The sequence below is a fragment of the Halobacterium sp. CBA1126 genome, from assembly GCF_009741975.1.
Classification (GTDB): Archaea; Halobacteriota; Halobacteria; order Halobacteriales; family Halobacteriaceae; genus Halobacterium.
In genome coordinates, this window is record NZ_WPCF01000045.1 from 1 (window position 1) to 19,476 (window position 19,476).

The 19,476-nt window shown below is 66.4% G+C and carries 16 protein-coding genes, 2 tRNA genes and 3 pseudogenes; 13 read left to right on the plus strand and 8 right to left on the minus strand.

Translation table 11 applies throughout. The features are described 5' to 3' along the window. The 5 genes from GJ634_RS07915 to GJ634_RS07935 form a co-directional block, all read left to right on the plus strand. Nucleotides 1-963: carboxylate--amine ligase (locus GJ634_RS07915; protein WP_157501915.1), on the plus strand; the 963-nt coding region annotated here is incomplete at its 5' end. A gap of 190 nt (nt 964-1,153) precedes the next feature. Then, a complete protein-coding gene (locus GJ634_RS07920) occupies nt 1,154-2,500 on the plus strand; it encodes an LLM class flavin-dependent oxidoreductase (protein WP_157501918.1) in 1,347 nt (448 codons plus the stop codon). Between the two features lie 231 nt (nt 2,501-2,731). Next, on the plus strand, nt 2,732-5,566 hold the full coding sequence (locus GJ634_RS07925) for an LAGLIDADG family homing endonuclease (RefSeq protein ID WP_394350882.1): 2,835 nt from the start codon (nt 2,732-2,734) through the stop codon (nt 5,564-5,566). Nucleotides 5,567-5,733: 167 nt separating this feature from the next. Then, complete coding sequence (locus tag GJ634_RS07930; RefSeq protein WP_157501924.1) at nt 5,734-7,005, plus strand: RNA-guided endonuclease TnpB family protein; 1,272 nt, start codon at nt 5,734-5,736, stop codon at nt 7,003-7,005. Nucleotides 7,006-7,089: 84 nt separating this feature from the next. Beyond that, nucleotides 7,090-7,929 (plus strand): aldo/keto reductase, encoded by an 840-nt coding sequence (locus tag GJ634_RS07935; RefSeq protein WP_157501927.1) that lies wholly within the window; start codon nt 7,090-7,092, stop codon nt 7,927-7,929. Between the two features lie 240 nt (nt 7,930-8,169). Here GJ634_RS07935 and GJ634_RS07940 read toward each other — a convergent pair whose 3' ends face one another. The 6 genes from GJ634_RS07940 to GJ634_RS07965 all read right to left on the minus strand — a co-directional run bounded on the left by GJ634_RS07940 (nt 8,170) and on the right by GJ634_RS07965 (nt 12,650). Further along, nucleotides 8,170-8,364: a cold-shock protein gene (locus tag GJ634_RS07940; protein WP_157501931.1), complete on the minus strand. Its 195-nt coding sequence runs from the start codon at nt 8,362-8,364 to the stop codon at nt 8,170-8,172. Between the two features lie 107 nt (nt 8,365-8,471). Beyond that, nucleotides 8,472-9,131: an HAD family hydrolase gene (locus GJ634_RS07945; RefSeq protein ID WP_157501934.1), complete on the minus strand. Its 660-nt coding sequence runs from the start codon at nt 9,129-9,131 to the stop codon at nt 8,472-8,474. 368 nt (nt 9,132-9,499) lie between these two features. Beyond that, on the minus strand, nt 9,500-10,672 hold the full coding sequence (locus tag GJ634_RS07950) for a hypothetical protein (protein WP_157501937.1): 1,173 nt from the start codon (nt 10,670-10,672) through the stop codon (nt 9,500-9,502). 414 nt (nt 10,673-11,086) lie between these two features. Then, nucleotides 11,087-11,160, minus strand: a tRNA-Phe gene (locus GJ634_RS07955). Between the two features lie 105 nt (nt 11,161-11,265). Then, nucleotides 11,266-12,318: a hypothetical protein gene (locus tag GJ634_RS07960; protein ID WP_157501940.1), complete on the minus strand. Its 1,053-nt coding sequence runs from the start codon at nt 12,316-12,318 to the stop codon at nt 11,266-11,268. Between the two features lie 258 nt (nt 12,319-12,576). After that, a tRNA-Val gene (locus GJ634_RS07965) sits at nt 12,577-12,650 on the minus strand. An 82-nt stretch (nt 12,651-12,732) separates the two neighbouring features. On the opposite strand from GJ634_RS07965, the gene GJ634_RS07970 reads away from it, so the two are divergent. The 4 genes and pseudogenes from GJ634_RS07970 to GJ634_RS16945 all read left to right on the plus strand — a co-directional run. After that, entirely contained in the window at nt 12,733-13,212 is a 480-nt protein-coding gene (locus GJ634_RS07970; protein ID WP_157501943.1) for a DUF192 domain-containing protein, read from the plus strand. A gap of 84 nt (nt 13,213-13,296) precedes the next feature. After that, on the plus strand, nt 13,297-15,213 hold the full coding sequence (locus GJ634_RS07975) for an ABC transporter ATP-binding protein (protein WP_157501946.1): 1,917 nt from the start codon (nt 13,297-13,299) through the stop codon (nt 15,211-15,213). Nucleotides 15,214-15,624: 411 nt separating this feature from the next. Beyond that, a pseudogene (locus tag GJ634_RS16940) lies at nt 15,625-15,954 on the plus strand (creatininase family protein); the annotation flags it as partial. A gap of 110 nt (nt 15,955-16,064) precedes the next feature. Continuing rightward, nucleotides 16,065-16,217 (plus strand): annotated as a pseudogene (locus GJ634_RS16945) (hypothetical protein); the annotation flags it as partial. Between the two features lie 143 nt (nt 16,218-16,360). On the opposite strand, the gene GJ634_RS07990 reads toward GJ634_RS16945, so the two are convergent. Both GJ634_RS07990 and GJ634_RS07995 read right to left on the minus strand, forming a co-directional pair. Further along, entirely contained in the window at nt 16,361-16,798 is a 438-nt protein-coding gene (locus GJ634_RS07990) for a DUF5790 family protein (RefSeq protein ID WP_157501952.1), read from the minus strand. Between the two features lie 71 nt (nt 16,799-16,869). Next, on the minus strand, nt 16,870-17,196 hold the full coding sequence (locus tag GJ634_RS07995) for a dihydroneopterin aldolase family protein (RefSeq protein ID WP_157501955.1): 327 nt from the start codon (nt 17,194-17,196) through the stop codon (nt 16,870-16,872). Between the two features lie 117 nt (nt 17,197-17,313). Between GJ634_RS07995 and azf the strand changes: the two genes are divergently transcribed. The 4 genes and pseudogenes from azf to GJ634_RS08015 form a co-directional block, all read left to right on the plus strand. Beyond that, on the plus strand, nt 17,314-18,081 hold the full coding sequence (azf, locus tag GJ634_RS08000; protein WP_157501958.1) for an NAD-dependent glucose-6-phosphate dehydrogenase Azf: 768 nt from the start codon (nt 17,314-17,316) through the stop codon (nt 18,079-18,081). A gap of 101 nt (nt 18,082-18,182) precedes the next feature. Further along, a pseudogene (locus GJ634_RS08005) lies at nt 18,183-18,290 on the plus strand (NAD(P)-dependent oxidoreductase); the annotation flags it as partial. A gap of 135 nt (nt 18,291-18,425) precedes the next feature. Next, nucleotides 18,426-19,235 carry a M48 family metalloprotease gene (locus tag GJ634_RS08010; protein ID WP_157501964.1) on the plus strand — a complete coding sequence of 270 codons (810 nt, stop codon included), beginning with the start codon at nt 18,426-18,428 and terminating at the stop codon, nt 19,233-19,235. Next, the coding region (locus GJ634_RS08015; protein ID WP_157501961.1) for a hypothetical protein at nt 19,236-19,476 on the plus strand (241 nt) is incomplete at its 3' end.

The following is a 19,476-nucleotide window of genomic DNA, read 5'->3' on the forward strand; positions in this document are numbered from 1 at the left end:
GCCGTCCTCGACCACGAGCCGGTCGCGTTCGGCTGCATGGACGAGTGGGCGCTCGCGTTCGCCGAGACCGACCCCGCGGGCGTCCGCTTGCCGTGCGCGAACGCCGACGTCCTCGACGCCGTCCTCGACAAGGCCTCGCTGTACGAGACCTGCGAGGACCTCGGCGTCCCCTACCCCGAGACGCACCGGCTCTCCGAGGTCGACCCCGAGGATGCGGCCGCCGAACTCGGCTTCCCGCTCGTCGTCAAGCCCGCGCGCAAGCGCGAGTTCGAGGAGGCCGTCGGCACGAACGTCGTCGAGGTCGCGGACCGCGAGGAGTATCTGGACGTCGTGGAGATGGCGCAGGAGACCGGCATCGAAATCATGGCCCAGGAGAAGGTCCCGGTCGCGCGCGGCGAGGACCACTCCCTCGCTTCGTACGTCCCCGAGGACGGCGACCCGCTCGCGGTCGTCGGGAACGCCCGCGTCCGCGCACCGCTCGGCTACGGCACCTCCTGTGTCGTCGAGCGCGTCGAGCGCCCGGAAATCCGGGAGCGCGCGCTCGCGGTCATCGAGAACGCGGGCTACCACGGCATCAGCGAGGCCGAGTTCGTCTACGACCGCGACCGCGACGAGTTCGTCCTCCTCGACGTGAACACGCGCCCGTGGAAGTGGATCAGCATGCCCGTGCAGGCCGGCGCGAACCTCCCGATGGCCGCGTACGCCGACGCCACCGGCGCCGACTACGACCCCGACCCCACGCGCGACGCGCGCTGGCTCTCCCTCGAGGACTACCTCCCGCTGCTCGCGACCGGCGAGCTCGCGGACGTCCTCTCCACCGCCGACTGGGCGGCGCTCGTCTCCGGCGAGTTCGAGACCAGCGGCGACCTCACGACCGCGGTCTACCGGCCGAGCGACCCCGCGCCCATCGCGCACCGCCTCGACGTGGAGTTCGGCGGCCGCGACTACTACTGCTCCTGCTGACGTTCAAGTGCGAAGCCGGGGCCAACCCGGCGCGTGACCTGACCGCTACTCGGCGCGGTTCCGCGGAAGTGCGACGCGCCGCGCCGGTCCGCCCCGTCGCCTGTCAGCCCCGACCCAGCGAGCGTTGCCGTCGACTCCGTGCGCGCCGCGACCGGCCGGCTTAAGCGCCGCGTCCCCCTACCCCGGCGTAATGAGCGACCGGATGCGGCTGAACCTCTTCACGATGAACTCCGTGGAGCACGTCTCCGTCGGGTCGTGGCGGCTCCCCGGCGACCAGTCACACCGCTACCGCGACCGCGAGTACTGGACGGACGTCGCGCGCACCGCCGAGCGCGGCGGCTTCGACGCCGTCTTCTTCGCGGACGTCCGCGGCGTCTACGACGTCTACGGCGACAACCGCGAGACGGCCGTCGAGAAGGCCGTCCAGACGCCGTCGAACGACCCCGCGTACCTGATTCCCGCGATGGCGGAGGTCACCGACGACCTCGGGTTCGCCGTCACGAAGTCCACCTCGTACAACCACCCCTACCAGCTCGCCCGCGAGTTCTCCACGCTCGACCACCTCACGGACGGCCGCGTCGCGTTCAACGTCGTCACCTCCTACCTCGAGTCCGCGGCGGCGAACCTCGGCTACGACGACCGCATGGACCACGACGAGCGCTACGACCGCGCCGACGAGTTCATGGACGTCCTCTACGCGCTCTGGGAGGCGTCGTGGGACGACGACGCGGTCGTCCGCGACCCAGATAGCGGCGTCTACACCGACCCCGAGGGCGTCTCGGCCGTCGACCACGAGGGCGACCACTTCGACGTTCCGGGCCCGCACGGCGCGGAGCCGTCCCCGCAGCGGACGCCCGTGCTCTACCAGGCCGGCTCCTCGGACCGCGGCCGCGAGTTCGCGGCCGAGCACGCGGAAGCCGTCTTCGTCAGCCAGCCCTCCGCGGAGGCCGTCGCGGACTACGTCGACGACCTCCGCGAGCGCGCTGCGAGCCACGGCCGCGACCCCGACGAGCTGGCGTTCTTCCCCGGCATCGTCCCCGTCGTCGGCGAGACCGAAGCCGTCGCGGAAGCCAAGTACGAGGCGTACACGGACGCCATCGACACCGAGGGCGTGCTCGCGCTGCTCTCCGGGTTCGTCGACGTGGACCTCTCCGAGATCGACCCCGACCAGCAGCTCGAACACATCGAGACCGAAGCCATCCAGGGCGTCGTGAACGCGTTCACGGCCAACGACGACCGCGACTGGACGGTCCGCGAGGTCGCGGAGTTCGCCGGCCTCGGCACCACGTCGCCCGTCGTCGTCGGGACGCCCGAGCAGGTCGCCGACGAGTTCGAGTACTGGTTCGAGGATGTCGGCGTCGACGGCTTCAACGTCAAGGAGGTCGCGCGCCCGGACAGCCTCCGGGACTTCGTCGACCTCGTCGTCCCCGAGCTCCGCGAGCGCGGGCTGCTCCGCGAGGAGTACGACGGCGAGACCCTCCGCGAGACGACGTTCGGCCGCCGCGGTCTCCCCGACGGCCACCCGGGCAGCCGGTAGGCGTTTCGAGGACAACGGTTTTCTCCCCGGCTCGCGTGGCTCAGTCTAATGGCAGATTCCGGTGAGGACGACGTGCAGCGGATTCACGTGGGGGAGACGGGGGACGGTGAGCCGTTGGAATTCCCTACCGTAGAAGTGCTAACAGGGCGCGCGTTCATTACCGGGAAGAGCGGGTCAGGAAAGAGTATCCTCGGAGGGACGCCGGTTCATACTGAGAACGGGCGGAAGCCAATCGAAGATGTCTCCGAGGGTGAACAAGTGCTTTCGCTCAACAAGCGCACCTACGAACAGGAGTTCCAGCCCGTTCAAGCTGTTATTGAACACGAAGCTGACGACCTGTTGCAGATCACCCTTGAGGATGGTACTGAAATCATCGGAACCGAGGACCACAGCTTTCTCACTATTGACGACCTCGAAATCGTTCCGGTACAGGGAAGCGATGTCGAGGAGGGGACCTGGTTTCCGCTTGCCCGAGAGTTACCGAGTGCGGAGGACGTAACGGAGGTCGATCTCGCGGAGTATGTCCCCGAAACGGCCAACCTCACAATTCGGGACGATGAAATTCAGAGCGGTCCGAGAACGGACGACCGGCATTTGGACCTAGATCTCGAGACCGGGAAAGTGGTCGGCCTGTATCTCGCTGAAGGGTCGTTCGACGCCCGGGATACGTTACAGATCGCCAATATCGATGACGGTGTTCGGTCGTTCCTCGACGGTCAGGGATTCAACGTCTACGAGCGAACTTGCAACAAGGGATTCAAGCCGTTCGCGAAGTTCCTACAGTCCGAATTCGGTGTGGGTGCTGGCGGCAAATCACTGCCAGCTTGGATCTTCGATACACCTGCGGCATTCCGGAAGGGAGTGATTTCCGGATACTTCGACGGCGACGGTACAATTAACGGCGATAGCGCGTCTGTACTGTCGAAATCCTCCGAGCTGATCGACGGGATGAAAGAACTCCTTCGACAGTTCGGGATCTCAACGACGTTGCGGGACAAATTTACGACGTACAACGGTGAGGAGCAACAGTACACACGGCTGACCGTCGATTCGTTCAGCCTCGCGACATTCGCGGAGGTTGTCGATCTTGAGGTGGTTCAGAAATCTGAACAACTCGAAACCGCTACAGCTGGCATCGCGGATGGCGGGACGTACAATTCAAAAGACATGATTCCGGGGTTCGGCCCCGTACTGAATGTTGCTGCACGAGAGCAGGGGTGGACACTCCGAGATAGTGATAACCGGGTCTCGGGAGCATCGGTCCATCACCTCACGAGACAACAGAAGGCGGGTCGACAGACCTTCAACCGACTCGTCGATGAACTCGATATTGAGGGGCGGACTGCGGCCCTTGGACAGTCTGATATCCAGTGGAAACGCGTCGTCGACGTTAGCCCTGTCTCCGGAACTCGAACCGTCTACGACCTCGACGTCGCGCTCAACGACAACTTCATCGCGAACGGTGTCTTCGTTCACAACTCGAACTCCACGAGCGTCGTCGTCGAGGAGCTCCTCGAGGCCGGCTACCCCGTGCTCATCGTGGACACGGACGGCGAGTACTACGGCCTCAAGGAGGAGTACGAGCTCCTGCACGCGGGCGCCGACGAGGAGTGCGACATCCAGGTGACCGTCGACCACGCCGAGAAGCTCGCGCACCTCGCCCTCGAGGAGAACGTCCCCATCATCCTCGACGTCTCCGGCTACCTCGACGACGAGGAGGCCGACGACCTGCTCCGGGAGACGGTGCGGCACCTCTTCGCGAAGGAGAAGAAGCTGAAGAAGCCGTTCCTGCTCGTCGTCGAGGAGTGCCACGAGTACATCCCGGAGGGCGGCGGCGTCGGCGAGACCGGGAACCTCCTCATCAAGGTGGGGAAGCGCGGCCGCAAGCACGGGCTCGGCGTCGTCGGCATCAGCCAGCGCCCCGCGGACGTGAAGAAGGACTTCATCACGCAGGCGAACTGGCTGGTGTGGCACCGGCTCACGTGGGAGAACGATACGAAGGTCGTCGGCCGCATCGTCGGCAGCGACTACGCCGACGACGTCGTGGACCTGGGGGACGGCGAGGCGTTCATCCAGACGGACTGGAGCGACGAGATGGTCCGGCGGGTGCAGTTCAAGCGCAAGCGCACGTTCGACGCGGGCGCGACGCCCGGCCTCGACGACTTCGAGCGCCCCGACCTGAAGTCCGTCAGCGGCTCGCTGATGGAGGACCTCGACGACATCTCCGACCGGAAGGAACAGGAGCGCAGCCGCATCGAGGAACTCGAGTCGAAACTGGAGAACCGCGAACAGCGCATCGCGGAACTCGAGTCCGAACTGGAGACCGCGCGGGACGTCTCCGCGGCGGCGCGGAAGATGGCGAACGCGCTCGCGCACGGCGACGGCGCGCCGCCCGAGGAGTATCAGGCGACCCTCCAGACGAAGAACGAGCACATCGACCGCCTCGAGGAGCGCATCGACGAACTCGAGGCCCGCATCGACGAGAGCGACGCGGAGGCGGCTGCCGACGAGAACGCGGACGAGAACGAGGACGCGGACGCAGATGCGGACACGGAAGCGGAGGCCGACGAGGCGCCGTCCGAGAGCGCGTCCGCGAGCGCAGCGGAGAGCGACGACGACGGCCCCAAGGACGCGCTCGTGGACGCCGTCCAGGCCCGACTGCGGCGCCGCGGCGAGCGCAGTCAGCTCCGAGACGGCAGCGAGGATACCACCCCCGAGGAGTCCAGCGGGCCGGCCCCGGAGACGGTCGTCGACCTCCTGCAGGCGGCGCCGGTGGTGACGCGCGTGAACGCCGCGCGCCGGGACTCGAAGTGCAACGACGACGCCGCGTGGCAGCTCGTCTCCGAACTCGCGACGAACCCGGGCGCGGACGCCCACGACCTCGCGGCCGCCGCGGGCGTCGACGTCGAAGCCGCGCACACGCTGCTGCGGGAGCTCCGCACCCGCGACCTCGTCACGCGGACCGACCGCACGTACGCGTTCAACGCCGACCGGATGCGCGCGCTCGTCGAACACGACGACCCCTCGAAGCCGCGGACGGAGCTGCGCGACCAGTGGGAACCCTGACCCGTCGGGCGGAGCCGTTTCACAGGCGGTACGAGGCGGATGCCACGGGGCTTGACCCCGTGGAGGAAGCCGACTCCCGATGAAACTCACCACGCTCGATGGCGAGGCCGACTCCCCACTATACACATAAACTTTTACCAGGCAACAGCCATAAATGTGAATCACAGATGGACGACGCGCCACGACGCACCGTCCCCATCAAACTTGACGTCCCCGAAGAGCGCCGTGGCGACCTCCATCAAACCAAAACCCAATTCCTGCACTGCGCCAACCGAACGAGCGAGTGGGCGTGGCGCTACGACGACTACTGTGTCACCAGCAAGAGCAAAGCCGAAGACGCCCTCTACAGCGAGTTGCGTGAGGAAACCGATCTCACCGCCAACCTCGTCCAGAAAGGCATCCGTCGCGCCATCGAAGCCGTCACGAGCGGCGTCGAAAAGCTGAAACAGGGCGAACAGACCAGTCAGCCCGAGTTCGACTCGTGGAGCGTCGTCTACGACAAACGTTCCGCGTCGTTCAACGACGACCACGCCACCCTCTCCACGCCGAACGGCAGAGTCACCACTGAGTACGTCCTCCCGCCCGAGGACGAACGCGAAGACACGCCGTTCGGCAGGTACTACGAGAACGACGGCTGGGATGCCTCAAGCGCCACGCTCCAGTACAACGAGCAGGACGACACGTTCTACCTGCACGTCACGCTGAAGAACCCGGACTATGTGGTTGACGGAACAGAACGCCAAGAAGCCAGTCGCGATGATGAACCCAGCGAGAACGGAGTGGTTCTCGGTGTTGACCTGAACGTGACTGGCGCGTTCGCCGTCACCTCCACGGGAGAATTCATCGGCAGTGCGGACTACCTCACCCACAAGCGCAACCAGTACGAACAACGCCGCGCCAAACTGCAACAGACGGGTACACGGTCAGCTCACCTCACGATGCAGTCCATCGGCAGTCGCTTCTCGGATTGGTCGCTGGACTGGTTGCACAACCGCGCCAACGACCTCATCGCGGAAGCCAAAGACACGGATGTAGACGGCATTATTTTCGAGAACCTTGACCACATCCGCGAGAATATTGCGAACGACAGTAAGTTCCAGCAGTGGGCGTACGCGAAGTTCGTGGACCTCGTTGAGTACAAGGTCGAATCCACGTCGTTGTTCGTGGACACGGTGAACCCGGCGTACACGAGCCAGCGTTGCTCGCACTGTGGGTTTACCCACAAGGACAACCGCGACGACAAACAATTCGCGTGTCAGGACTGTGGGTATGAGGTGAACGCGGATTACAACGCCGCGAAGAATATCGCGACCCGATACTGTGGATATATCCATCGCGGGCAGACGTCTCGCGGTGGATGGGCCACCAGTCAACTAGCCCTCAAGTCAGGGACGTTGAACGTGAACGGCGAGTACACGCCTGCCGAGTTACTCGGTTAGAACGGGAGTCCACTGACAAGCCTCGGGGCTTGACCCCGAGGCAGTTGACCAACATCTAAGGGACGGGCTGCTGACCGCTCCCGTATGGCAGCCGAGAACGCGAGCGACACCTTCGACATCGGCGGCGAACTGACAGTCCACCGGCTCGGATTCGGCGCGATGCGCGTCACCGGGCCGGACGTCATCGGGTCCCCGGAGGACGAAGCCGACGCCCGCGACGTCCTGCGGCGCGCGGTCGACCTCGGCGTCGACTTCGTGGACACCGCCGACTCCTACGGCCCCGGCGTCAGCGAGCGCCTCATCCGCGAGTCCGGCATCGCCGACGACGCCGTGATCGCGACGAAGGCCGGCCTCCTGCGGAACGCGACCGGCGACTGGATTCCCCACGGCGACCCCGACTACATCCGGAACCAGGCGCTGACCTCGGTCGACCGGCTCGGCGTCGACTCCATCGACCTCTACCAGTACCACCGCCCCGACCCGGACACGGACTTCGAGGCCGCCGTCCACGCGTTCGCCGAGCTCAAAGACGACGGCCTCGTCGACCACGTCGGCCTCAGCAACGTCTCCGTCGACCAGCTGGAGACCGCCCGCGACATCGTCGACGTCGCCACCGTCCAGAACGCGTACAACGTCGTCGACCGCGAGTACGAGGACGTCCTCGAGGCCTGCGAGGACTACGACGTCGGCTTCATCCCGTACTTCCCGATGGGCGGCGGCGACCTCGGCGAGAAGCGCACCGACCTCGAGAGCGTCGCGGCCGACCACGACGCGACCGTCCGGCAGGTCGCGCTCGCGTGGCTGCTCGACCACTCGCCCGTGACGCTCCCGATTCCCGGCACCTCGAACGTCGACCACCTCGAGGCGAACGTCGCCGCGAGCCACATCGACCTCACGGCCGAGGACCGCGCGCGACTGGAGTAATCAGCGGTACCGCGCGATCGCGCCGACGACCAGCAGGAGCCCCCCGGTCACGAACGTGCCGGGTATCGGGAGCACGAACAGGAACGCGCCGACCGCCAACGCGAGGGTGGAGGTTCTCACGCGTCGCTGTTCGCGGTCCGTACTGGTACGCTTTGTGGCGACGGCGCCACGGCTACGAACTGTGAGTGTCTGAAAACGATTCCTCCTGTCCAGCGTCAAAGACGCCGGGCTATCACCGAATTACAGCCGGGTGAGGTTCGTGGCGCGGGGGCCCTTGTCGGCCTCCTCGATGTCGAACTCGACTTCCTGACCTTCCTCCAGGTCCGGGCCGCCGATGTCTTCCATGTGGAAGAACACGTCCTCGTCCGCGTCCTCAGTCTCGATGAATCCGTAACCGCCAGTGTCGTTGAAGAAGTCAACCGTACCGGTTGCCATTGCGACCGTAGAGACGCGCCGCTGATTGATAACCTTTGCGGGTGGCGCCGGCGCGAGCCGCCGGCAGAACGAACGATTCTCTCGGCTGGAGCGGTGCGCTACCGCCCTCAGGCCTTGCAGATGTCGTGGAGGTCGTCGAGCCCCTCGATCTCCCACGTCGGCCAGACGTTCAGCTCCCAGTCGCGGCGGTGGGGCCGCCGGATGAACGCCGAGTCGATGCCCGCGTTCTCCGCCGCGCGCACGTCGGACTCGTTGTCCCCCACGAACAGCGCCGAGTCCGCGTCGAGGTCCGCGAGCGCGCGGTCGATGTAGTGGGAGTTCGGCTTCCGGCGGCGCAGGCTCTCGATGGTCGGCTCGCGGCCGTACGCCGCGCCGAACAGGTCGTCGACGCCGAAGTGGTCGAGCACGAAGTCGACGGTCGCCTGCTGGTTCGAACTCACGATGCCCATCGAGACGTCCAGCTCGTGGAGCGTGTCGAGGTCGTCGTAGAGGGTCTTGCGGCCCTCGCGGACTTCCTCGTACTGGGCCTCCGCGGCGGTCTGGTCGCGCGTCGGCCAGAACTCGCCGGGCTTCAGCCCGTAGCGGCTGCAGACGTCGCTGACGGTCTTCGGCGTCGCGCCGATGGTCATCTCCTCGATGTCGTCGGGGTCGGGGTCGGTGACGCCGAACTGCTCGAACGTGTCCTCGGTCGCCGCCTGCAGCACGTCGTACCGCGTGCGGCCCACGAGGACGCCGTCGTTGTCGAACACGACGGTGTCGTAAGTCATGGCAGTAGGTTGGGCGTTCACACAGATAAGCGTTTCATCGTCGCGGACGCGGTCGGCGGGGTCGACGACCGCCGCTCGAGTGAAGTCGGAAAATACGCCTTCAGGGAACGTCTCTGTCGGTGTTACAGTAGCTCACTCTCCGGCTCGAACGACGCGAAACACGCTCGTGAGAATGCCGGACGGCTCGGTCTTCAGTCGACGCTCACGCACGTCGGCCGCGGCGAAGCGGTATACTCCCTCCCCGATTTGAACGGTGCCAGCTCGGTGTCAGTCGAGTGCTCTCCCAGTCTGAACTCAAGCGCCGCGCAATCGAAGAGACGGACGAGCGGACGGAACGAAACTAAAGTGAAAGATTAGAAATAATTCTACTATAGGGTGACGACGCGGCTCGTGAGGTAGGTGGTAAAGAGATTGACCAGCAAGGGAGTCGGGAGTGCCAGCATGACCGATTGGACCGCGGCCACGTCAACTGGGTAGTCGTGCATGTCTCGAACTGTTGACATCCGAGCGTACTCTTGGAGGTATCTTGTAATCTCCTCGCTCGAGGTGCTCCGCGCGTCTGGGAACCGCTGGTCGTCCTGTCCGATGGACGCCATGGTCTCGTGGATCGCCGCTAACTTCCGTGCCTTCATCCGCTTCATGTGGGACCCCACCTGAACGATTGGCCAGACGAACAGGACCAAGCCCAAGACGATCCCGGAGAGAAGGAGAAGGAGTTGCGCCGGGTCCCAGACGCTTTGCCCGTCTCCGATGGCTACCCACGCGAAGAACGTCGACAACACCAGCAGGTAGTGAAGCGAGGCCTCGCGGCTGAGCGTCCCGACGGGTTTCAGTTCGCCGTAACCGGTTGGATCCTGGAAGTTGATCAGTTCCGCTCGTCGGATTCGCACCGGTAGCAGGAAGGCGGCGCCCAGAAGCATCGCTAGCAACTCCGCGCCGATCGGGTAGAACACGAACGGGACCAGGACATACATCTGCACCCACATTACGAACTCGCCGGCGTGTGCTCTGACGGCGGCACCGGCGGTTGGGTCGGTGAACAGCCAGGTAAAGTGATAGCCCACGCCAGCGAGCAGTAACGCGACCTTGCCCTCCTGCGGGAAGATCGGGAAAAACTGTCCACCGGTCGACTCGCCAGGCGCGAACCGAACTGTCAGCGAGCGGTACAGGTCCCCCAACTCCTCCGTTGCGTCGCGGCTCTTGATGTCGGCTGATCCGGGCAGTCGATTTACGGCATCGGCGTACAGCCGCCGTAGTCTGAACGTCGACCAGACCACCAGTTCCCACCCCGGAAGCAGTAGCACGTAGTTCAGCTCGGCCAGCGGCAGGAAGGACCCCGTCTGGAAGTAGCCGTAGAACGGAAGCAGCAAACCGAACACCACCACCACAGCAGTCATTAGGACGAAAGCGCCGACTTCGACGTCCGGCCAGCCGCCCTGTTCGGGGCCGAAAGTCTCGTTGATTCGACTTCCGAGGCGATCGGCACGGGTGGCTCTCGCCGCTGCCTCGAGCCACGTATCGCGGTACTCGCTACCACTCATCTGGGACACAGGAACTGATACGTTATATCATCGTTAATATTATCTTCCAATTCTATATTTGATAACTCGTCCCGCTCGCAGTCTCAGGACACGCCGCAACCGAGCTTTAACCGGAGGAAGACGGACCGCTCGACCTGCAACCGAGTGCCAGCGTACCGCGGCGAACAAGGCGAGCCACGGTTTCCCGGACGCGACCGAAGAGAGCGTTCGGGACGTTTTCCCCAAGCTTTTGCGACAAGTGGTGGCCGCAGCGAGCGAAGCGAACGAGGACACCCGGGGAGGAAAAGTGGGCGTAAGCCGCCTCCCCGATTTGAACGCCGTGAGACGTGCTCGCTTCGCTGCGCGCGACTCACGTGCTCAAATCGGCTCGGCGTCGTTTCTGCGACTCTCGCTGTCGCTCGGAGTCTTAGAATATGCCGCCTCCCCGATTTGAACGGGGGACAGCTCGATCTTCAGTCGAGTGCTCTCCCAGTCTGAGCTAAGGCGGCTCGCAGTCGAGACGACGGTAGTTGTAGGAAAAAGCGTTTCGAATCGCTCCGCGGCGGTGGGGGAACGCTCGCATCGCTCGCCCGGGACACCCGTCAGCGCGCTCGCTACGACGCCACCGCGGACGCGCTCTCGCTGGGCTCGGCCTGCGGCGTGGCCCGCGACTCGTTCTCGATGGTCCCGAGGTAGTAGTGGAGTCGCGCGGGTCCGGTTTCGGCCGCGTGCCCGTTCGCGAACATCAGGTAGCGGCCGTTCTCGAGTCGCTTGACGGTCGGGTCGCCGACGCCGTAGTCGTCGGCGGCGCCCGGCGCCGCGGAGTGTGGCGCGACCGCGGGCTCGTCGAGCTGGACGAACTCCGAGTACGGGTCGTCGTTGACCCACACGGAGACGTTGTACCGCGGGTGGTGGGGGTCGTAGTCGCCGAACACGTACAGTTTCCCCTCGCGGTCGACGATGTCGAAGTCGCCGACGCCGTAGCCCTCGGGCGCGGTCCACACGGGCGGGTAGACCGTCCAGTTCGTGACGCCGTTCGGGCTGACCGCGTGCCCGATCTTCTTCCCGGAGTAGCCGGCGGCCTCCCCGTACTCGTAGTAGACGTGGACCATCCCGGTCTCCTCGTCGCGGTACGCGCCGAGGTCGCTGAACCCGGTGTTGTCGTTGCGGACCGTCCAGTCGTCGGCCGCCAGCGACTCCGCGGTGTAGACGTTGCTGTTGCCGTACACGACGTACCGGCCGCCGACTTCCACGAGCGAGTCGAACTCGAAGCGGTCCGCGAGGTAGTTGTCGTCGACCAGCCGCCAGCTGTCGGCCTCCGTCGGCGTCTCCGTCCGGTAGAGGTTCGGGTCCGTGTCGGTGCCGATAATCAGGTAGTGGGTGTCGTTCTCCTCGACCAACATCGGGTCGTGGCTCTCGAACTCGAACACCTGATTCGAGGGCTCCGGGCGGTCGAACTCCACGTCGAGGCCCTCGGTCTCCGGTGGCGCCCGCTCGATGCCTTCCGGAACGTCCTCCCGGGGGTGGTCGGCCGTGTTGAACAACTGCTGCCCGTACTCGACGACCGGCCGCGCCGCGCCGAACTGGCCGCCGCCCGCAGTGACCACCACGAGCACGGCGACGGCGAACAGCGCCCCACCCTGTAGCTTCGACGTCGAGAAACCCATGAACGTAGCCGACGTTAATCGCCGTCAATCAGATATGCGTTGTGGCGCTCGCTCGAACCGGGCTATGAGTCGCGTGGACGTCGATTCGGGCGGATTCTCACTGACGCGAGACGAACGGGGTGAGTCTCGCAGGGTTCGGGCGGATTCTCACTGTTGGAAGACTCGCTCCACTCGTCTTCCAGAGTTCGAATCCGCCCTCACCGCACACTACCTGCGACGCGAGCGACACGGCGGTCGCTCGCGGTCGCGTTCAGAGAGTGGGTTCGGGCGGATTCGAACCACCGACCTCGGCCTTGTAAAGGCCGCGTCATGACCAACTAGACCACGAACCCGCGTTTCGAAGCAGTCGCGCCGCGGCCTAAACCGTTTCCTTTCGGCGGAACGTCCAAACCGCGGGGCGTCGTAGCCGTCGGTATGCTCGGGCGCACGCTCGCGGTCGTCTGTCTGCTCGTCGTCGCCGGCTGCGCGGGATTCCCTGGCGGCGCCTCCACGCCCACCGCTACGACCGACGCGGGGAACGCGACACAGGTGTTCGTGGAGGACGAGGACGGCACCGAACTCGGGAACGTCACCGTCGAGGTTGCGGACACGCGAGACGAGCGCTACACGGGCCTCAGCGAGCACGAGTCGCTCGGGCCCAACGAGGGAATGCTGTTCGTCTACGACCGCGAGGGCAGTCACGCGTACGTGATGCGCTCGATGGACTTCCCCATCGACATCGTCTACGTCGGCGCGAACGGCCGCATCACGCGCATTCACCACGCGCCCGTCGAGGCCGACAACGAGGACCTGACGCGGTACCGGGGCGTCGGGAAGTGGGCGCTGGAGGTGCCGTACAACTGGACGACCGAGCGCGGCGTGGAGGTCGGCGACCGCGTGCGCATCGAGGACTGAGCGGCGGCCGCCGCGGGGCCCGCGAGCGGGTGTTTCGATTCGTAGGGAAGTGCTTTTGTCGAATCGTCTCGTCTGCCAACGAGAATGAGTACGGCTACCGAAGACGACGACCCCTTCGAGGAGCAGCGCGAGGAGGTCGACGACGCGATGTACCGCCTGTTCGACGAGTACGGGCGGGACAACTGGCTGGCGGCCGGCGTCGGCATCCTCGCGAGCGTCTTCGCGCGCGTCCTCGACCTCCTGCCCGCCATCATGCTCGGGTACGCCGTCGACGCGCTCACCGAGGGGCAGTCGTTCCTCCCGTTCGTCCCGGCGTCGATGCGGCCCGCGACGCGGACGCAGGAGCTGTACGTCGCGGTCGCCGTCGTCGCGGGCGCGTTCCTCGTCGGCGCGGCGTTCCACTGGCTGCGCAACTGGGGGTGGAACGCCTTCTCCCAGCACATCCAGCACGCGGTCCGCACGGACACCTACGACAAGATGCAGCGGCTGAACATGGACTTCTTCGCCACCAAGCAGACCGGCGAGATGATGTCCATCCTGTCGAACGACGTCAACCGCCTCGAGCGGTTCCTCAACGACGGGATGAACTCCGTGTTCCGGCTCTCCGTGATGGTCGTCGCCATCGGCGTCGTCCTGTTCACGTACAACTGGCAGCTCGCGGTCATCACGATGCTGCCGGTGCCCATCATCGCGTGGTTCACCTACCGGTTCGTGAAGGCCATCCAGCCGAAGTACGCCGACGTCCGATCCTCCGTGGGCCACCTGAACTCGCGGCTGGAGAACAACCTCGGCGGCATCCAGGTCATCAAGACGTCGAACACCGAGTCCTACGAGTCCGAGCGCGTCGAAGGCGTCTCCCAGGAGTACTTCGACGCGAACTGGGGCGCCATCACCATCCGCATCAAGTTCTTCCCGGCGCTGCGCATCATCTCCGGCGCGGGCTTCGTGCTGACGTTCCTCGCGGGCGGCTACTGGGTGCTCGTCGGCCCGCCGCCGCTGATGTCCGGGACGCTCTCGGCGGGGGAGTTCGTCGTGTTCATCCAGCTCAGCCAGCAGTTCGTCTGGCCGATGGCGCAGTTCGGCCAGATCATCAACATGTACCAGCGCGCGAAGGCGTCCAGCGAGCGCATCTTCGGGCTGATGGACGAGCCCTCCCGCATCGAGGAGAACCCCGACGCCGCCGAACTCGACGTCGACGACGGCGAGGTCGTCTACGACGACGTGACGTTCGGCTACGACGACGAGCCCATCGTCGAAGACATCGACTTCGAGGTCGAGGGCGGGAACACGCTCGCGCTCGTCGGGCCGACGGGCGCCGGGAAGTCCACCGTCCTCAAGCTCCTGCTGCGGATGTACGACGTCGACGACGGCGAAATCCGCGTCGACGGACAGGACATCTCCGAGGTGACGCTGCCGAGCCTGCGCCGGCACGTCGGCTACGTCAGCCAGGACACGTTCCTGTTCTACGGCACGGTCATGGAGAACATCCAGTACGGCACCTTCGACGCCGACCGCGAGGACGTCGTCGAAGCCGCGAAGGCCGCGGAGGCCCACGAGTTCATCACGAACCTCCCCGAGGGCTACGACACGAAGGTCGGCGAGCGCGGCGTGAAGCTCTCGGGCGGCCAGCGCCAGCGCGTCGACATCGCGCGGGCCATCCTCAAGGACCCCGAGATTCTCGTCCTCGACGAGGCCACCAGCGACGTCGACACGGAGACGGAGATGCTCATCCAGCGCAGCCTCGACCGCCTCACCGAGGACCGCACCACGTTCTCCATCGCCCACCGCCTCTCGACCATCAAGGACGCGGACAACATCGTCGTCCTCGAGGACGGCGAAATCGTCGAGCGCGGCACCCACGAGGAACTGCTCGCGGCGGACGGCCTCTACGCGAACCTCTGGGGCGTGCAGGCCGGCGAAATCGACGAGCTCCCCGACGAGTTCGTCGAGCGCGCGGCCGAGCGCACCGCCGACGTCGACGTCGAGGAGGACGAGGACTGACGCGGCCGCACTGCTAGAGGCCGGTCAGAAGCTCTCCTGGTCGTCGTCGCCCGCCGACGCGCCGCGGTCCGTGTAGTCCTGCCGCCCGACGGCGTCGCCGCCCACGCGGCCCTCGATGGCTTCCACGAGTTCGGTATGGCTCTGGAAGCTGTCGTCGGCGACGCGGTCGAGCACGGCCGCCAGCGACTCGCCGCCGCCCGGGAGGTCGAGGTCGTAGTCGCCGTACGCCTCCACGACGACCTCCCGGTCGAGCGGGTACGCTTCCTCGCGCAGTTCGCCCTTCAGTGCGTCGAGTGTCACCGTCTTCCCCATACGTCCGTCGTGGACGGCCGGAGTGAAGCCGGTTGTGGCGGCCGCGTCTCGTTCGCCGGAGGGGCAGGCTACAAACCGGAGGCGCGTGTTGGCTCTCGTATGCGACTCGCGGACGCGACTTGGACGGACGCTGCCGCGCTCGAGACGAACCTCGCCGTGCTCCCGGTCGGGAGCACGGAGCAGCACGGCCCGCACGCGCCGCTGGGCACCGACCACGTCACCGCCGAGACCGTCGCCGAGGCCGCGGCGTCGAACGCCGACCGCGAGGTCGTGGTCGCGCCGCCGCTGACCGTCGGCGTCTCCGAGGAGCACCGCCAGTTCACGGGGACGCTGTGGGTCTCCCCGGAGACGTTCCGCGCGAACGTCCGCGAGGTCGTCGCGAGCCTCGCGAGCCACGGCTGGGACCGCGTCGTCGTCGTGAACGGCCACGGCGGCAACGTCCCCGCGCTCGGCGAAGCTGCCAGCGAGTCACCCGCGACGGCGACGCGTACGCGGTGCCGTTCACGTGGTTCGACGCGGTCGGCGACCACGCCGACGACATGGGCCACGCCGGCCCCGTCGAGACCGCGTTCCTCCGGCACACGCACCCGAAGCTCGTCCGCGAGGACCGCCTCGAGGACGCCCGCGACGGCGCAGCGACGGCTGGGGCGAGTGGCAGTCCGGGACGAACCTCGCGGTCGACAGCGCCGAGTTCACCGAGAACGGCGTCGTCGGCGACCCCACGGAGGGCGACGCCGACCGCGGCGAGGACCTGCTGTCGCTGGCCGCCGACTCACTCTGCGACCTGCTGGACGCGGTCGCGGACCGCGACCCCGGCCGGCCGCCGCACAAGTAGCTACGCCGCGTCCTCGTCGCTGTCCTCGTCGTCGCCGTCCTCGCCGCCCGCGTTGGCTTCCTCGAGCGCGGAGCGGAGCTCGGGGACCGTCGAGGCGAGCTCGCCGACCTGCTCGCGGGCGGTCTCGATGTCCCCGAGCACGGCCTCCACGGCGTCGATTTCCTCCTCGAGGTCGTCGGCGTCCTCGAAGGCGTCGGCGCGCTTCCCGACGACGAACGCCTTCTTCGCGTCCCGGAGGTGGGCTTCGACGTCCTCGACGTCGAGCGCGGAGCGGAGCGCGTTCAGCACGCCGAGCGTGTTGTCCGCGTCGACCTCCCAGACGTCGGCGGCCGCGGGCAGCTCCGCTCGGGCCGCGTCGAGGTGCTCCTCGACGTCCGCGCGCATCTCCTCGGCGGCTTCGCCGAACAGTTCCTCGTCGTCCAGCGACGATTGGCTCATGTCTCGTGGTTCGCCCGCATTCGATTTAAAAGCACGCCCCGTGGCGGACGTGAACGCGGCTCACTCGCCGCTCACTCGACGCGCGCGAGCTCCATCAGCGGGTAGCCGTCCGCCATCGCCATCTCCGCGACGACCTCGCGGCCCTCGTAGTCGACGACGACTTCGACCTCCATGTACTCGCCCGTCAGCTCCGTGTAGCCGTGGTCGGTGTCCAGTTTCTCCGTGAGGATGTCGACGGTCACGGACTCGCAGAACGGCTGGTTCTCGATGGACTCCTCGATGGCGGTCTCGAGACTCGGCGCGCTCGCCGGGCTCACGGGCGTCCCCGCGAACTGGTGGTAGAGCGCGCCGAACTTGATGCCCGCCTCGAAACACGCCTGCTGGGCGTCGGATGCCATACCGGCTCCTCGTCCGGCCGCGGCTAATCGTTGTCGCCTCCGTGCTGTCGAGAGTTCGAGGCGTTCGGCGGGCGAACCGCACCTTTCATTTCGGTGGTCGCCGAGACTCTCAATCGAATGGACGAGCCGGTTCTCCTCACGGGTGCCTCGGGGCGCGTCGGGCAGGCCATCCTCGACGGCATCGGGGACGACTACGACTGGCGGCTGTTCGACCGCGAACCCCCCACCGGTGACACCGACCACGAGGTCGTCGTCGGGGACGTCACCGACGAGGACGCGGTCCGCGAAGCCGTCGCCGGCGTCGGCGCCGTCGTCCACCTCGCGGGCGACCCGCGCCCGGAAGCGCCGTGGGAGAGCGTCCTCCGGAACAACATCGACGGCACGCGGACCATCCTCGAGGTCGCCGTCGAGGAGGACGTCGAGAAGTTCGCGTTCGCGTCCTCGAACCACGCCGTCGGCCACTACGAGACCGAGCGCAAGCCCGACCTCTACCGCCCCGACGACGAGTTCCGCCTCGACGGCACGGAGCTCCCGCGCCCCAGCAACCTCTACGGCGTCTCGAAGGCCGCCGGCGAGACCCTCGGCCGGTACTACCACGACGAACACGACCTCCCGTTCGTCGCCGTCCGCATCGGCAACCTCACCGAGGGCCATCCCCCAATCGACTACGAGCGCGGCCAGGCGATGTGGCTCTCCCACCGCGACTGCGCGCACCTCTTTGACTGCTGTCTGACCGCCGACTACGACTACGAGATCGTCTACGGCATCTCGGACAACGAGCGGAAGTACTACTCGCTGGAGCGTGCGAAGGCGGTGCTGGGCTACGAGCCGCGGGACGACTCCGCGGAGTGGGACGGCGACGAGAAAGTTGCCGGCGCGGAGTAATTCGGCCGTTTCTCCTCGACCGGCTAGAAATCGTCTACGGCATCCTCGCGAGCGGAGCGAGCGAGGGCTCGACAGGCGAGCGAAGCGAGCCTGTCGGTGTCTCCGACAACGAGCGGAAGTACTACTCGCTGGAGCGTGCGAAGGCGGTGCTGGGCTACGAGCCGCGGGACGACTCCGCGGAGTGGGACGGCGACGAGAAGGTCGACTGACCGCGGCCCCGCGACGGTAGCGCCACAGCCAAAACCGCAGGAAAGCAGCGGCTCTGGCGCGTGACACGTTGAGGTGGATTTATACGTGTGAGCGAACAACTCTCTCCCATGCGACACATCGGCCTCAAAGTACGGATGGCCATCGTCGGCGCCATCCTCTTCGCGTTCTACTCGGTGGCAGTGGCCGCCGCGTGGTTCTTCTTCGGGCAGAGCCAGAGCATCCTCGCGCTCGCCATCCTCGGCAGCGTCCTGCTCGTCGGCGTCCAGTACAAGATCGGCAAGTGGGCGGCGCTCAGGAGCGTCGGCGCCGAGGACATGGACGAACGGGAGTACCAGCAGATCCACCAGTTCGTCGAGAAGGTCTGCCGCGAGCGCGACCTCAAGAAGCCCAACCTGAAAATCGCGAGCATGGGCGTCCCGAACGCCTTCGCGGTCGGCCGCCGCGGCAACGGCACGGTCGTCGTCTCCCGCGAGCTCATCCAGCTGCTCGACCGCGACGAACTCGAGGGCGTCATCGCCCACGAGCTCGCGCACATCGACAACCGCGACGTCGTCACGATGCAGCTCGGGCAGGGCATCGCCTCCATCGTCGGCATCGTCGCCCAGTACATCGTCCTGTTCACGGGCGACAACGACCTCGCGGACTTCTTCCTCGCCATCGTCGTCGGCAACCTCGTGCAGTTCTTCGTGATGCTGTTCGTGCTCGCCATCTCCAGGTACCGCGAGTACGTCGCGGACGCCGACGCCAAGCGCATCATCGGCGGCGGCGACCCGCTCGCCCGCGCCCTCGAGAAGATCCAGCAGGGCAACCGGAATGCCCGCGACTCCGAGATCGACGAGAACGTCAACGCGCTCTGCATCTTCGGCTCGAACAGCGGGCTCCTCCAGAAGCTCGTCTCCACGCACCCGCCGACGGAGAAGCGCATCCAGCGCCTCCGCTCGTAGATGGCCGGGATTCGCGAACTCCTCGCGGTCGTGCTCGGCGCCGCGCTCGGACTCGCGATGATTCTCGCGCCGCGAGCGGCGCTCCAGCTCTCCATCTTCGTCGGGCCGAACCGCCGCCGCCGCGGCGAGTACACTGTGTCAGGAACCGCGCTGAGTTGCTGGGAAGACATGGTTCAGTGGAGACGAGCGTGCGCCCTCCACCGCTCCGCGGGCGCAGACAAACACGACCGCAACCAGAGCG